General features: G+C 61.6%; 14 protein-coding genes and 4 riboswitches. Of the genes, 7 read left to right on the plus strand and 7 right to left on the minus strand.

Going from position 1 to position 15068, the window contains the following annotated elements; all coding sequences use genetic code 11:
* The 6 genes from ACIQ3A_RS01095 to ACIQ3A_RS01120 all read left to right on the plus strand — a co-directional run.
* Window positions 1–715: TRAP transporter large permease (locus ACIQ3A_RS01095; protein ID WP_396429906.1), on the plus strand; the 715-nt coding region annotated here is incomplete at its 5' end.
* Between the two features lie 9 nt (window positions 716–724).
* Window positions 725–843: riboswitch (glycine riboswitch) on the plus strand.
* Window positions 844–854: 11 nt separating this feature from the next.
* Window positions 855–983, plus strand: a riboswitch (glycine riboswitch).
* 43 nt (window positions 984–1026) lie between these two features.
* The gene (gene gcvT, locus ACIQ3A_RS01100; protein ID WP_396429907.1) at window positions 1027–2166 is read left to right on the plus strand and encodes a glycine cleavage system aminomethyltransferase GcvT; all 1140 of its coding nucleotides are present in this window, start codon (window positions 1027–1029) and stop codon (window positions 2164–2166) included.
* Between the two features lie 84 nt (window positions 2167–2250).
* On the plus strand, window positions 2251–2616 hold the full coding sequence (gcvH, locus tag ACIQ3A_RS01105; RefSeq protein WP_396429908.1) for a glycine cleavage system protein GcvH: 366 nt from the start codon (window positions 2251–2253) through the stop codon (window positions 2614–2616).
* 39 nt (window positions 2617–2655) lie between these two features.
* Window positions 2656–5574, plus strand: coding sequence for an aminomethyl-transferring glycine dehydrogenase (gcvP, locus tag ACIQ3A_RS01110; RefSeq protein ID WP_396429909.1), 2919 nt, complete (start codon window positions 2656–2658; stop codon window positions 5572–5574).
* A gap of 91 nt (window positions 5575–5665) precedes the next feature.
* Window positions 5666–5758: riboswitch (glycine riboswitch) on the plus strand.
* 21 nt (window positions 5759–5779) lie between these two features.
* Window positions 5780–5885: riboswitch (glycine riboswitch) on the plus strand.
* 62 nt (window positions 5886–5947) lie between these two features.
* Complete coding sequence (locus ACIQ3A_RS01115; RefSeq protein ID WP_396429910.1) at window positions 5948–7216, plus strand: D-amino acid dehydrogenase; 1269 nt, start codon at window positions 5948–5950, stop codon at window positions 7214–7216.
* Between the two features lie 14 nt (window positions 7217–7230).
* On the plus strand, window positions 7231–7713 hold the full coding sequence (locus ACIQ3A_RS01120; RefSeq protein ID WP_396429912.1) for a GNAT family N-acetyltransferase: 483 nt from the start codon (window positions 7231–7233) through the stop codon (window positions 7711–7713).
* On the opposite strand, the gene ACIQ3A_RS01125 is transcribed toward ACIQ3A_RS01120, so the two are convergent.
* Window positions 7694–8842 (minus strand): hypothetical protein, encoded by a 1149-nt coding sequence (locus ACIQ3A_RS01125; protein WP_396429913.1) that lies wholly within the window; start codon window positions 8840–8842, stop codon window positions 7694–7696. The genes ACIQ3A_RS01120 and ACIQ3A_RS01125 overlap by 20 nt on opposite strands.
* Window positions 8843–8961: 119 nt before the next feature.
* Here ACIQ3A_RS01125 and ACIQ3A_RS01130 point away from each other — a divergent pair, with 119 nt between their 5' ends.
* Window positions 8962–10887, plus strand: coding sequence for a B12-binding domain-containing radical SAM protein (locus ACIQ3A_RS01130; RefSeq protein WP_396429914.1), 1926 nt, complete (start codon window positions 8962–8964; stop codon window positions 10885–10887).
* A 25-nt stretch (window positions 10888–10912) separates the two neighbouring features.
* Here the strand turns inward: ACIQ3A_RS01130 and ACIQ3A_RS01135 are convergent, their stop codons facing one another.
* The 6 genes from ACIQ3A_RS01135 to ACIQ3A_RS01160 form a co-directional block, all read right to left on the minus strand.
* On the minus strand, window positions 10913–11611 hold the full coding sequence (locus tag ACIQ3A_RS01135) for an SDR family NAD(P)-dependent oxidoreductase (RefSeq protein WP_396429915.1): 699 nt from the start codon (window positions 11609–11611) through the stop codon (window positions 10913–10915).
* Window positions 11608–12363, minus strand: coding sequence for a formylglycine-generating enzyme family protein (locus ACIQ3A_RS01140; protein WP_396429916.1), 756 nt, complete (start codon window positions 12361–12363; stop codon window positions 11608–11610). The genes ACIQ3A_RS01135 and ACIQ3A_RS01140 overlap by 4 nt, the downstream gene beginning before the upstream one ends.
* A gap of 8 nt (window positions 12364–12371) precedes the next feature.
* Entirely contained in the window at window positions 12372–12767 is a 396-nt protein-coding gene (locus ACIQ3A_RS01145) for a thiol-disulfide oxidoreductase DCC family protein (protein ID WP_396429917.1), read from the minus strand.
* Window positions 12764–13381: a histidine phosphatase family protein gene (locus ACIQ3A_RS01150; protein ID WP_396429918.1), complete on the minus strand. Its 618-nt coding sequence runs from the start codon at window positions 13379–13381 to the stop codon at window positions 12764–12766. The genes ACIQ3A_RS01145 and ACIQ3A_RS01150 overlap by 4 nt, the downstream gene beginning before the upstream one ends.
* Before the next feature lie 16 nt (window positions 13382–13397).
* On the minus strand, window positions 13398–14054 hold the full coding sequence (locus tag ACIQ3A_RS01155) for a DsbA family oxidoreductase (RefSeq protein WP_396429919.1): 657 nt from the start codon (window positions 14052–14054) through the stop codon (window positions 13398–13400).
* Window positions 14055–14146: 92 nt separating this feature from the next.
* Window positions 14147–15043, minus strand: a complete 897-nt coding sequence (locus tag ACIQ3A_RS01160; RefSeq protein WP_396429920.1) for an alpha/beta fold hydrolase — start codon at window positions 15041–15043, stop codon at window positions 14147–14149.
* Window positions 15044–15068: the final 25 nt, after the last annotated feature.

The raw sequence follows: 15068 nt of genomic DNA on the forward strand, positions 1-15068 counted from the left end.
GCTTTATGCCAAATTCAAAGGCTGGGGCAAAAACGATGGTGACGGTCGCCTGAGTTTTGGCAAGGCAACATGGCAAGCCAGCTGGGCTCTCCTCATGCCGGTGATTGTTTTGGGCGGCATTTACGGCGGGGTCTTTACGCCCACCGAAGCTGCGGCCGTGGCGGTGTTTTATTCATTCATCGTCGGCACCCTGATCTACCGTGAAATAAGTTTCAAAGACATTTACACCATCCTTCGCAAATCGGTCATTTCGAGTGCTGTGATCATGTTCATCATTGCAAATGCCGGGCTGTTCGCCTTCATGATCACCCGTGCAGGCGTGCCAGGCGCCGTTGGTATGTGGCTGGAAGAGGTGTTGCAGTCGCCCATTTATTTCTTGCTAGGCATCAACGCAGCCCTGTTCATCATCGGCATGTTCATCGAAACCGGCGCGGCCATCCTTGTACTGGCTCCCATTCTGGTGCCGGTGGCCGTGCACTTCGGGATCGACCCAGTCCACTTCGGTATGGTGATGGTGGTGAACTTGGCCTTGGGCATGATCACCCCGCCCTTTGGCGTGAACCTGTTTGCCGCTTGCACGGTGGCCAAAATCTCGCTCGATCGTGTCGTCAAAGACCTGATCCCCTTCATCTGCGTGATCCTGGCGTGCTTGATGCTGATCAGCTACGTGCCTGAAATTTCTCTGACTTTGCGGGATATTGTGTTCAACAAATAAAGTTAGAATTTGTATCTGTCAGGAGAGCGCCTGACCTGCTTCATCCCCATGAAACATGGTCAGGCCGCCGAAGGCGCAGGCGGTTTGAAAGCTGCTGAACGCTCAGGCAAAAGGACTGACAAAACGTCTTTTTTAAAGGCGTTACCTCACTGGAGAGAGGTGCCGGGCCATCGGGCCACGGCATCCACCGAAGGAGCAACCCGCAGAACGCCTTGGCATACGAGGCCTCCCGGCGAATCTCTCAGGTAAAGCGGACAGCGAGGGCAAGCCACAGCATCTGCTGTGGTTTTTGATTGCCCTTGGAGTTTTCTGTGACCGCTACCACCAACTTACTCAATACCCCTTTGAACGCCCTGCACCTGGAGTTGGGCGCGCGCATGGTGCCCTTTGCGGGTTACAGCATGCCGGTGCAATACCCGGCGGGCCTGATGGCCGAACACCACCACACCCGCACGGCCGCCGGCTTGTTTGATGTCTCGCACATGGGTCAGCTCAGCCTGTCGGGGCCTGAGGCAGCGGCCGCTTTAGAGAGCCTGATACCCATTGACGTGATGGGCCTGGGCATTCACAAACAGCGCTACGGCCTGCTGCTCAATGACGAGGGCGGCATCGTCGACGACCTGATGTTTGTCAACCGGGATGTGTCGAATGGGGGTGAGCTTTTCGTGATCGTCAACGGTGCCTGCAAGCATGGCGATCTGGCATACATGCAGCAGCGCATTGGCAGCCTCTGCAACATCGAGCCGCAATTTGACCGCGCCCTGCTGGCCCTGCAAGGCCCGCAAGCGGTGACCGCCTTGCAGCGCCTCTTGCCCGGCGTCGAAAAGCTGGTGTTCATGACCGGCGCAGCCTTTGCCGTGGACGGTGCTGACTTGTACGTGACCCGCAGCGGTTACACGGGCGAAGATGGTTTTGAAATTTCGCTGCCTGCGCACGCCGCCGAAGCCTTCGCGCGCCGCCTGCTGGCCCAGCCCGAAGTCAAACCCGTGGGCCTGGGCGCCCGCAATTCGCTGCGCCTAGAAGCCGGCCTGTGCCTGTACGGCAACGACATTGACACCAGCACCACCCCCATTGAAGCGGGCCTGAACTGGGCCCTGCAAAAAGTGCGTCGCACGGGCGGCGCGCGGGCGGGTGGCTTCCCGGGAGCGGCAAAAATATTGGCGCAACTCGACGGCACGGCCCCCCCACAGCGCCTGCGGGTAGGCTTGGTGGGCCTGGAGCGCGTCCCGGTTCGCGAACACGTGGCCTTGCACAACGAGCAAGGCCAAATGGTAGGTGAGGTCACCAGCGGACTGCTGGCCCCCACTGCCGACAAACCCATCGCCTTGGCCTATGTGCAGGCAGAATATTCTGCCTTGGGCACACGCCTGAACGCCATGGTGCGCGGCAAAGCCGTCCCCATGGCTGTCAGCCCCCTGCCCTTCGTGCCCAACCGCTATCACCGCGGCTAAAAAATTTAATCGGCATCTGCCCCCGATTCAACAAACGTTTCAATGACCCCGATTCAAAAATCCAAACCCACCAGGAGCTCTGACATGATCAAGTACACCGAAGACCACGAATGGTTGCAAATTGACGGCGACACCGCCGTTGTCGGCATCACACACCACGCGCAGGATGCGCTGGGCGATGTGGTGTTTGTCGACCTGCCCGAGGTCGGGAAAAGCTTTGCGGCCAAAGAAGTGGCTGGGGTGGTCGAGTCGGTCAAGGCGGCCGCCGACGTTTACATGCCTGTGGACGGCGAGATCATCGAGGTGAACGAGGCCCTGCGCGCCGACCCCTCCCTGGCCAACTCAGACCCTTTGAACCAGGGCTGGTTTTTCAAGGTCAAGCTGTCCAACCCAGCGCAAGCCGACGCCCTGCTGGACGAAACGGCCTACAACCAATTCTCCGCTGGCTAAAAAGTTACCCCGCGCACCCCGTTTTGATCAGGAGCGAATATGCTGATGTCCACACTCAAGCCCTTGGGCGAACTCGAAAATCCATCCGAGTTCATCGCTCGCCACATTGGCATCAGTGCCGCCGATGAGCAGCACATGCTCAGCGTGATTGGCGAAGCCTCTCGCCGCACCCTGATCGAATCCATCGTGCCGCGCAGCATCGCGCGCTCCCAGGCCATGGATTTGCCAGCCCCGATCACCGAAGCCGCTGCGCTGGCCGAGCTCAAAAGCATGGCGCAAAAGAACCAGCTGCTCAAGAGCTTCATCGGGCAGGGCTACTACGGCACGCACACACCGGGCGTGATCCTGCGCAACATCCTGGAAAACCCCGCTTGGTACACCGCTTACACGCCCTACCAGGCCGAGATCAGCCAAGGCCGCATGGAAGCGCTGGTGAACTTCCAGACCATGGTGACCGACCTGACAGCCATGGATATCGCCAACGCCTCCATGCTCGACGAGGCCACCGCAGCAGCCGAGGCCATGACACTGGCGATGCGCACCGTCAAAAGCAAGAGCCGGGTCTTCGTGGTCTCACGCGCCTGCCACCCGCAAACCATCGAAGTGATCCAGACGCGTGCCCAACCGCTGGGCATTGAGGTGCTGGTGCCGCAGAGTGCTGACGCCTTCAGTGCTGCGCTCCAAGCCGAACACTTTGCCGTGCTGGTGCAGTACCCCTGCAGCACTGGGCTGGTCGAAGACCTCAGCGGCTATGCCGCTCAGAGCCATGCGCAGTCGGCCGCGTTCATCGTGGCCGCTGACCTGCTGGCCCTCACCCTGCTCAAGCCCCCTGGCGAAATGGGTGCCGACATCGTGGTGGGCACCACGCAACGCTTTGGCATGCCCATGGGCGCAGGCGGCCCACACGCCGCCTTCATGGCTTGCCGCGACGCCTACAAACGCTCCCTGCCCGGCCGCTTGGTGGGCGTGAGTGTGGACGTGCATGGCAAACCCGCCTACCGCCTGGCACTGCAAACCCGCGAGCAGCACATCCGCCGCGAAAAAGCCACCAGCAACATCTGCACTGCGCAGGTGCTGCCCGCCGTGGTGGCCAGCATGTACGCCGTGTACCACGGCCCCGAGGGATTGAAGCGCATTGCGCGCCGCGTGGCGACTTACACCGCGATCTTCGCGCAAGGCCTGCAGAGCCTGGGGTACAAGTTGCGCAAAGAGACCGCTTTTGACACCGTATGGATCGCCATCGGCGAGTCCTCGGCCTCGCTCATCGCGCGAGCCCAGCAAGCGGGCATGAACCTGCGCAAGGCTTGCGACAAGAGCGTGTCGATTTCGCTGGACGAAACCACCACGCGCGAGGACATCACCGCCCTGTGGCAAATTTTCGCCAGCGAGTCAACCACCCAGGCCTCATCACTGCCCAGTTTCGATGTGTTTGAAAAAGGCGCAGAGCCCCTGATCCCGACCGAGCTCCGCCGCAGCAGTGCCTTCCTCACGCACCCGGTGTTCAACCGCTACCACTCCGAAACCGGCATGCTGCGCTACATCCGCCAGCTGTCCGACAAAGACTTGGCGCTGGACCGCAGCATGATCCCGCTGGGCAGCTGCACCATGAAGCTCAACGCCACCAGCGAGATGATCCCCATCACCTGGCCCGAGTTTGCCAACGTGCACCCCTTCGCCCCAGCAAGCCAGCTGCAAGGCTATGCCCAGCTGGACCAGCAACTGCGCGAGTGGCTTTGCCAGGCCACCGGTTACAAGGGCATCAGCCTGCAGCCCAACGCTGGCTCGCAAGGCGAGTACGCAGGTTTACTGGTCATCCAGGCCTACCACCGCGCACAGGGTCAAGGGCACCGCAACATCTGCCTAATCCCCTCGAGTGCGCACGGCACCAACCCCGCCAGCGCGCAGATGGTGGGCATGCAGGTGGTGGTGACCCAGTGCGATGCCAACGGCAACGTGGACATGGACGACCTGCGCGCCAAATGCGAGCAGCACAGCGACAAGCTTGCCGCAGTGATGATCACCTACCCCAGCACCCATGGGGTGTTCGAGACGCAAGTCAAAGCACTTTGTGAACTGGTGCACCAGCACGGTGGCCGGGTCTATGTGGACGGTGCCAACATGAACGCGCTGGTCGGCGTGGCGGCCCCCGGAGAATTTGGCGGCGATGTGAGCCACCTGAACCTGCACAAAACTTTCTGCATTCCGCACGGCGGTGGCGGCCCCGGTGTGGGCCCCGTGTGCGTGGTGGAAGACCTCGTGCCCTACTTGCCCGGCCATGCCACAGGCGGCCTTCCAGTCAATGGGGTGGGGGCCATCTCTGCCGCGCCCCTGGGCAATGCCGCCGTGCTGCCCATCAGCTGGATGTACTGCCGCATGATGGGCGCCGAGGGACTGAAGCACGCCACTGAATCGGCCATCTTGGCTGCCAACTACATCAGCCAGCGCCTGGCCGACCACTACCCCACCCTGTACGCCAGCCCGACACCCGATGGTCGTCACCTGGTGGCCCATGAGTGCATCCTCGACTTGCGCGGCCTCAAAGACAGCTCAGGGGTGATGGCGGAGGACGTGGCCAAACGCCTGATGGATTACGGTTTTCACGCGCCCACCCTGTCCTTTCCGGTGGTCAACACCTTGATGGTCGAGCCCACCGAGAGCGAAACCCTGCAAGAGCTGGACCGCTTCATTGAGGCCATGATCGCCATCCGCGAAGAAATTCGTCTGATCGAAAACGGCACCTGGCCGCAAGACAACAACCCGCTGAAAAACGCACCGCACACCGCCGACAGCCTGCTGGTTGGCGAATGGGCACGCCCCTATGGCCGAGAGATCGGCGCAGCGCAAGCCCATCGCGTGCCTGGCAGCGTGAAGTACTGGCCCCAGGTGGGTCGGGTCGACAACGTTTATGGCGACCGCAACCTGTTTTGCAGCTGCATTCCAGTGAGCGACTACGCATGAGGGCGTTCATCGTGGTCTCTGACCACGATGAATTGCCTGAATAAATCTTTCTCTTTTTTTCACAACACAAGGCCACACCGTTTAAAATTGGTTTCCCGCATCGGGAGAGACTGTCTCAGTTGTAGACAGCGCCGAAGGAGCAACCGCCCCGGAAACTCTCAGGCCAAAGGACCGATGCAGGCAGGCCCCCAATCTAGGATGGGGCGCCACACACTCTGAAGAGCGACCGAGGTTCGTCACCCGGTTCACCGCAGGAGCAAACTGAACAAAACGTTCGGTGAATCTCTCAGGTTTCAAACAGAGGGGGTCATGCAACACGCATTCGGCGTGCTGCGTGCCTTACTGTTTGAGACGTTGATTTGAGAGAGCTTGCATGAATCATTCAGCAAAACACATGGTCATCATTGGTGGTGGCATCACGGGCGTGACCAGCGCCTACGCCCTGGCCCAACAAGGCATCCAGGTCACCCTGATCGAAAAAAACCGCTACCCCGGCATGGAAACGTCTTATGCCAACGGTGGGCAGTTGTCGGCCTCCAATGCCGAAGTCTGGACCCACCCGTCCACGATCCTCAAGGGCCTGAAGTGGATGCTCAAAAGCGATGCTCCCCTGCTGATGAACCCCACGCCCACCTGGCACAAAATCAGCTGGATGGCCGAGTTCATCGCCGCCATTCCCAAGTACAAAGACAACACGGTGGCCACCGCACAACTGGCCATTGCTTCGCGCGAGCACCACTTTGCCTGGGCCCAAGCCGAAGGCATTGAATTCGACCACAAGCGCGAGGGCATTCTGCACATTTACCGCGACAAAAAAGGCTTCGATCACGCAGGCCAAGTCTCCAAATTGCTGGCGCAAGGCGGCCTGCCCCGCCGCGCGGTCACCCCCGATGAAATGAATGCGATCGAGCCTACATTGCACGGCGATTATTACGGTGGCTATTTCACCGAAAGCGACTCGACGGGCGACATCCACAAGTTCACCTACGGCCTGGCCAAAGCCTGCGAGCGCATGGGCGTGAAAATCCTCAATGAACACGAAGTCCTGAGCGTGGCGGCCAACGGTCAAAGCGCTTTTGTCCAAGTGCAACACGCAGGCGAGACCGACACGCTGACGTTTGACGGCATCGTCATTTGTGCCGGCGTGCACAGCCGCCGCTTGGCTGCGCAACTGGGCGACCGCATCAACATTTACCCGGTCAAGGGCTACTCCATCACGGTCAATCTGCCCGATGCCGCCAGCCAGGGTGCCGCTCCCCAAGTCAGCTTGCTGGACGACGAAACCAAGCTGGTCACCAGCCGCCTGGGCGATGACCGCTTCCGTGTCGCTGGCACCGCCGAGTTCAATGGCATCAACCTGGACATTCGCGCTGACCGCATCCAGCCTTTGATCACCTGGGTCAACCAGTGCTTCCCGGACATCGACACCCGCCGCGTGGTGCCCTGGGCCGGTTTGCGCCCTATGATGCCCACCATGCTGCCGCGCGTGGGCGCAGGCAAAAAATCGAATGTGTTTTACAACACCGGCCACGGTCACCTGGGCTGGACCTTGTCGGCCATCACGGCGCACCAACTGGCTGGTCATGTGATGAACAGCACCAGCAGCGCCATGCGCCCGGCCCTGAAAATTGCCACCGCCTGAACCGCGCTCACACCATGACGCTTCACATCCTGCCCGTCGATTACCTGAACCCGGCTCACCGCTCGGCGCTGGTGATGCTGCTGAACGCCTACGCCCTGGACCCGATGGGCGGTGCACAAGCGCTGGCGCAGGATGTGCAAGACCGCTTGTGCGATGACTTGGCCGCTCGCCCCGATGCAGCCAGTTTCATCGCCTGGCGGGGGGATGCGCCAGTGGGCCTGATCAACTGCATGGCGGGTTATTCCACCTTCAAGGCCAAGCCGTTGTTGAACATCCACGACATCGCGGTGCTGCCAGACTGCCGTGGCCAAGGGGTAGGCCAGGCCCTGCTGGCGGCAGCCGAGCAACTGGCGATCGATCGCGGCTGCTGCAAGCTCACGCTGGAAGTGCTCACGGGCAATGCGCGCGCCCTTCAAAGTTATCTGCGCTTTGGCTTTGCGCCTTATGCCCTCGACCCTGCTGCGGGTCAGGCCAGCTTCATGCAGAAGTGGCTTTAGCCAGCTGCCACTGTTCTTTCAGCCACCGCTTGAACTCAGCGTCGTTCTGAATGCGGCGCAAGTCGCTCGCCAGACTGTCCATGTTTTGGCGCTGGTCAGCCTGAATGCGCTGCAAGGACTGGGTCATCGCCGCCTCATCGGCTTCAGCCCGCACTGGCACACACAATTCACGGCTCAGGCGGCTTTGCAATTGCTCCAGGTCGTCTTCAAGCGCTGCCACCTGCTCCTTGAGCAACAAGGACATGGCCTGTAATTTGTCATCGGCCATGCGTGCTGTGCTTTGGGGGTTGACCTGCGTGACCTGCATTTGCAGGCGCAGCAAGGTGGTCAGGTCGTTTTTTTCATAAGCCGCATTGACCTCACTCATCAGCCCGGTCTTGCGCAAGCGCTCTGATTCAAGGGGCTCACGGTCAGGATGCAAGGCGCTGGCCAACTGCCTGAATATCGTGCGGATGGCGCTTTTGGCATCGGTCTCGCGCGCCATCGCCGAAGAAATTTCACCTTTTTCGACCGCAGCGCTTTTCTTATTCGCTTTGCGGGCCGCGCGCTTGGCGGCCTTGCGTTCCTCGTCGGCTTGTTGCTGGCGTTGCCATTGGCGCATGCCGGCGGCCATCATTTCTTCGGGGGTCTGGTATTGGCTGGGTTTGTCAATCGGCTGGCCCAGGGCTTCTTCAATTTTTTCCCGCAGGCGCTGCGCTGCTTCAGCTTGTTCCTGGGCCGCTTCTTGCGTGTCCTCGTCGCTCACGTACACGTTGGCCAGGGCCTGCACTTGGGGGTCGCTTACAGCCGCCAGCGCCCCGAGCAGGTTGCGCAACTTGCCACGGGCCATGCGTTGCTGCTGCACGGTCAAGTTTGCCGATTGCAAGCGTTCATGCAAAAAGAAAAGCAGGTTTTTGCGGTGCACCTGTGCCTGTTGCACGGACTCTCTCAAGGCCTGAATGTGCGCGTAACGGTGCTGGTCAGACCAAGCCTCAAGACGCTGAATATGCCCGGTCAGCAGCTCGACCCGGGCCAGCAGTTCGTTGAAGCGCTGCTGGGCAGGCGTGAGCTTGGCTTGTGGCGTGGCCTGCACCGCCAAGGCGGACAGGAAAGACAGGGCGTGAGAGGGCGTTTCGGGGGAAGAGGTCATCTGTAGAGCATCGTGCGGCAATCTAACCGTGCCTTTGGATGGTAACGCCTCCCCTTGTCGAAGCGACGCCCTTGCGCCCGTTGATAATCCCCCCACCGATTTGAAATCTGCCCACCCCCATGCCAAGCCCCGCCCCGTTCAAGATCCTGAGCATCATCCCGCCGATGACGCAGCTGAACACGCCCTACCCGTCCACGGCTTACCTGACGGGGTTTTTGCGTTCCCGGGGTTTTGATGCTGCGCAGGAAGACCTGGCGCTGGCCACGGTGCTGGCTTTGCTCAACCGACAGGGCCTGACCGATTTGCGCGATGTGGCGCTGGCCTTGCCTGTCGAAGACCGTTCAGGGCCGGTCAATTTTTTCCTCGACCATTTTGCGGACTACGCCCAGACCATCGACCCGGTGATCGCCTTTTTACAAGGCCGTGACAGCACCCTGAGCCACCGCATCGCGGGGCGGGGTTTTTTACCTGAAGGCCCCCGCTTTGTGGCCCTGGATGCCTACGAAGACGACGGCACAGGCGACCCGATTGGCTGGGCCTTTGGCGCTTTGGGCCAAACCGACCGCGCCCGGCATTTGGCCACCCTGTATTTGAACGACTTGGCCGACGTGTTGCGCGATGCTGTCGATGAGGGTTTTGAGTTCGTGCGCTACGCCGAACGCCTGGCCGCCAGCCAACCCAGCTTTGACGCCTTGGCCGAGGCGCTGGCACAGCCCCCCCATCTGATTGACACCACGCTCGAGCGCCTGGCGCTGCAGGCCATTGACAGGCACCAGCCCCAGCTGGTGCTTTTGTCAGTGCCTTTTCCTGGCTCGGTTTATGCGGCGTTTCGCATTGCCCAATGCATCAAGCGCGCACACCCGGACATCCGCATCGGGCTGGGCGGCGGCTTTGTCAACACCGAGCTGCGCGAACTGGCTGACGCCCGCGTGTTTGACCATGTCGACTACATCACCCTGGACGGTGGCGAGCGGCCTTTGCTCAACCTGATCGAGCACCTGCAAGGAAAACGCAGCACCCAGCGCCTGGTGCGCACCTTCATCAAAAACGACGCTGGCCAGGTTCAATACATCAACCTGCAAGAGCCCGACATCGCCTTTGAAGAGGTGGGCACACCCACCTGGGATGGCTTGCCCTTGCAAAAATATTTGTCGCTTCTGGACATGCTCAACCCCATGAATCGGCTGTGGAGCGACGGCCGCTGGAACAAGCTGACGGTGGCACATGGCTGCTACTGGAAGAAATGCAGCTTTTGCGACGTGAGCCTGGACTACATCAGCCGCTACGAAACGGCCAGCGCCAGCACGCTGGTGGACCGCATCGAGCAAATCGTGGCCGAAACAGGTCAAACCGGATTTCACTTTGTGGACGAAGCGGCGCCGCCCAAAGCCCTCAAAGCACTGGCCGAAGAACTGCTGCGCCGGGGTGTGCAAATTTCGTGGTGGGGCAACATCCGGTTCGAAAAAACCTTCACCCCCGAGCTGTGCGAGTTGCTGGCGCAAAGCGGCTGCATCGCCATGTCGGGTGGGCTCGAGGTCGCCTCTGACCGCTTGCTGCAACTCATGCAAAAAGGCGTCTCGGTCGAACAAGTGGCACGGGTGACCAAAGGCTTTGCCGATGCGGGCGTGCTGGTACATGCCTACCTGATGTACGGCTTTCCGACCCAGACCGTGCAAGACACGGTGGATGCCCTTGAATACGTGCGCCAGATGTTTGAAAACGGCTGCATCCACAGCGGCTTTTTCCACCGCTTTGTGTGCACGGTGCATTCACCCGTGGGCCTGAACCCCGATGCCTACGGCGTCAAGCTGTTGCCCTTGCCCGAGGGCCAGTTTGCGCGCAACGATGTGGGCTTTTTAGACCCCACCCCGCTGGGCCAGGGCATCGACCACGACTTGCTGGGCCAGGGCCTGAAAAAGGCCATCTACAACTTCATGCACGGTGTGGGCGTGGACAACGATGTGCGCCAGTGGTTTGAGCTGCCCAAAGGGCAATGCCCCAAAACCACCGTGCCCCGCCACAAAATCGCCAAAGCGCTGGGCTGAAGCCCGCGTCCTCTCGGAGCTCGCATCACCAGGAGATGGCTTGCCCCTGGTGGTCCACAAACTGTGCACGCCCTGTGGGCTGCAAGCCATCCAGCACGGCCAGCAAACGCCGTGCCGCTTCGTCAGGACGCATCGCATCGTCGCCCACAAACGGCTGGCTCAAGCCCGATTGGACGGTGCCTGGCTGCAAAGCCACCACCACCGCCAGCGGCCTGCGCCGGGCAATTTCGATGGCCGATGTTTGCAGCAGCATGTTGAGTGCAGCCTTGGCCGCGCGGTAGCCATACCAGCCGCCTTTGCGGTTGTCTTCGATGCTGCCCACGCGCGCCGACAACTTGCCCCAAATGACGCGCTGGCCAGTGGCCAACAAGGGCGCGAAGTGCTTGAGCAACAAGCTGGGCCCCACGGCATTGAGGTGCAGCGCGGCCAGCAGGTGTGAGGCATCCAGCTCGTCCAGGCGCTTTTCGGGGCCGCGCCCGTTCACGGTCAAAGCGCCCGTGGCGTCCAGCAGCAAATGGAATGGCCCTTGAGATGCCAACGCCAGCGCGCAGGCCTGGATGCTGGGCTCACTCAGCACATCCAGCCCCGGCATGCTTTGCCGCGACACGCCCAGCACCGCCGCGCAACGCGGGTCGCTTTGCAGTTGCTGCAGCAAGGCGCTGCCAATGGCACCGCTCGCGCCAAACACCAGGGCCCGGTAGCCCTCAGGCAGGGAATGCATCATGGTCGGGTTTTGCTCGCATTGCGGTCTTGCGGTTGGAGGTCGTATGCACAGCGAAAACCGATGTACACCGCATAAAAATCCGCCGGCTTGAAGGCCTGCACATCGGCCTTCATGTTGAAAGCGCCGTACCACCAGGAGCCGCCCACGGTTCGGCGTTCCGGGCCACGGGCCTCGCTGGTCCACTCCCAGACATTGGCGCCCATGTCGTACAAGCCGTTCACCCCTTGGCGGGTGGCACCGGCCGGCGCAGCGCGTGGCCAGGGGTCGGTGTCGCTGGTGTTGGCCCCTTGTGGGCTGTCGCCAGTGCTCCAGGGGTAGGTTCGCCCTTTGACCCAAGGGGCCGGCGGTGCATCGCGCAGTTCGGTAAAACCAGCCTTTTGCCACTCGGCGCCCGTGGGTAAGCGGCCCCCGGCCCAACGGCAATAGGCTTGGGCTTCGGCAAAATCCAGGTGCACTGCAGGCAGCTCGGCACGGCTGGCCACGCCAGCGGCCTGACCATCGGGATGTCGCCAGGACCAGCCGGGGCGTCGCTCCCAGCCAGCCCCGTACTCAAAGCCGCCACCCTCTTTTTCTGCCCGGGTCACGGTGCCGGTGGCCCGCACATAACGCTCAAACTGGCCAATGGTGACCTCGGTCCGGTCAATGGCCCAGTCGCCCAAAGGCACTTTGTCGCCCACCTGGGCCATCGCGCCGTGCATGAAAAAAGCCATGCCGTACAACAAGCCACGCAACCAAGTCGCAGAAAACAACATGGGGTACGTCAAGATGCCGCCTCCCCCGACCAACGCCGCACCCACTTTTGCAAGCGCGGTCGCAGTGGCAAAAACAAGCGGTAAGCCCACTCAAACAACCAAGACATCGGCGGCCAGGCGGACAACCAGCCCAGCCAGCGCCAGCCGGGAAACAACCGCCACATTTGTGAGAACGCCGCTGCCCCACTGAACAAACGCCCCTGGCTGTCGCGCACATGAAATCGGGCCATGGCCGCCTCGCAGCTGAGCCCGCCGGTGTCCTGACCGGTACTGACATCGACCCAGGCCATGGACAGCGCTTGCGGTAAGCGTTGGTAAATGGCGATTTCGCGCCGACACAAAGGGCAGGAGCCATCAAAGTACACCGTCAAAACTGGGGGTACAACGGGCAGGGTTGGGCTCATGTGGCCAGATCTCCACGCACCAGCAAACGCCCTTGCCGGTCCACCACAAAGCCTTCACCCAGGCCAGGGTAGGCACTGGTCAGCCCGGTCATGATGACCTGGTGCGTGACCCACACTTCGGTGCGCCCGGCAGGCATGGCCAGCAAGCGCTCGCGCAAGGCCTGGAGCTGGGCAACCGGATCACCCTGGCCTGCAAAGGTGCTGTTCAGGGCCGACCAATCCTCGTATTGGCCAAACGCCAGCCGGGCCGTGTCTTGGCAACGGCACCATTGGCTGCTGCGCACGGCATCGGGCTTGAAACCATTGGCCTGCATCCAAGCCCCCAAGCCGCGCGAGGCTTTGCGGCCCGCTTCGCTCAGGTTGCGCTGGGTGCTGCACTGGCCCAAGACAAAACCGGGCGGGTCGCCCAAGCCCGCTTCGGTGGCGGCATGGCGAATCAACAACACGCCGCCCTGACGCCGCCAGACCCGGCTCAATTCGGCCAAGTCACCTTTGCTGGCCACTTGCGCCCAGACCGGCAAGGCCAATGAGGCCAGCATCGGAGCCGCCATAGCCGTACTCAGGCTGGTCAACATGGCCCTGCGGTGCAACAGCTTGGCGGTGTGTTCGCTCATGACCAATACCTGCGGCTCAGGACACTTCGCCCGAGGCGATGCGGCGCAATGCCTGCTCGAACACCTCCACCGGCTGCCCACCCGAAATCAGGTGTTTGTCATTGATGATGACGGCCGGCACCGAACGGATGCCTGCTTGCGCGTAAAACTGCTGGCGTTCACGCACCTCGGCGGTGTGGGCATCGCTGTCCAGCACCACTTGCGCCGCGGCCACATCGAGGCCTGCTGCAGCCACAGCCGCGAGCAAGACCTGGGCGTCTTCGATGCACTCTGCGCGGCCTTGATAAGCCTGCAAGAACGCTTTTTTCAGGGCGTGCTGAGCGACTGCACCCTGGCCTTCGGCCCAATGCAGCAAACGGTGGGCATTGAAGGTGTTGTAGACCCGGCCGCGCCCACCGATGTGAAATTCGAAACCAACTTCGGCCCCCCGCGCAGCAATCGTCTGGCGAATCTGTGCCTGCTGCTCGGAAGTCGAGCCGTATTTTTGGGTCAGGTGCTCGCCCAGATCCTGCCCGCCCGGGGCCATGTGGGGGTTCAACTCGAAGGGCTGGAAGTGCAAATCGGCCTGCACATCCCCCTGCAGGCGCTCGAGTGCCATCTCGAGGGCACCCAAACCGACCGCACACCAGGGGCAGGCAATGTCGGACACGAAATCAATTTTGAGGGTTGTCATGGTCAGGATCTTTAAAAGAGTTATTTTCTACGCGTCAGCCAATGACCGCTGGCAGCCAGGCGCAAAAGCCCAGTGCCTGCAGGGGCTGGGCCTCACGCCCTCAGGATGCCCAGCAATGCTGCATGGAATGGCTCAGGGGCTTCATATTGAACCCAATGCCCGGCGGCGGGCACGGTGTGCCATTGCCCCCAACGGGTCGACAAGCCTTGCATGGCCGCTTGCAGTTCGGGCAGTCGGCCACGGTACAAGGCATCGTGCTCACCATAAATGGCGCTCACTGGCACCTGAAATCTCGGCAAAGTGCGGGCCACGATGTCGGTGGACGACAGGCGGCGGCGCGGCATGCGGTCGCGCTGCACATTGGCCGTGTGCAAGGCCAAGGCCAGGGTGTCAAGGCTTTCGGGGCGCTGCAGCATCAAGGCCATTAGGTTGTGCCGGTGCACCTGTTCTTGCGCCTCGGCGGTGGTCAAATGCCGCCAACCTTTGAGCGGGACGCGCTCGGACACCGTCAGGCCCATGCCCGGCGCACCCACCAACACCAAGCGGACGGCATCCTGGGGGTGATCGGCCAACCACAAGGCGGCGGCCATGCCACCAAATGAAAAACCCACCAGACTCACTGGCCCGGCGCAAAACCCATCGGCCTGCAGCTGCAACAGGCCTGCGTGCAAATGGGCGGGCAAAGCGTCCACATCGTTGCAGCCTGCGGGCAAGTCCGAGTCGCCAAAGCCAGGCAAGTCGGGCACCAGCACACGCCAGCCGGCCTTGACCAGGGGGGCAATGTTGCGCACCCAGTGTGTCCAACTGCCGCTGCCACCGTGCAACAACACCACCGTCGGTTGCAAGGCCCCACCCACGGCATGCCAAGCGTGCCAAACCGTGGCGACGCCGTTCAGACGGGTTTCCAGCCGCTGGGCTTGGGCCAGCGCCAGGCTCAAATCAGAGGGCAGAAAATTGGGCAGCACGGCACAACTCATGTCGAAATTCATGGAACTATTCATGGCGAAATCGGTG

Origin of the sequence: Limnohabitans sp., from assembly GCF_044361985.1 — a bacterium.
In the GTDB taxonomy this organism is placed as follows: Bacteria; Pseudomonadota; Gammaproteobacteria; order Burkholderiales; family Burkholderiaceae_C; genus Limnohabitans_A.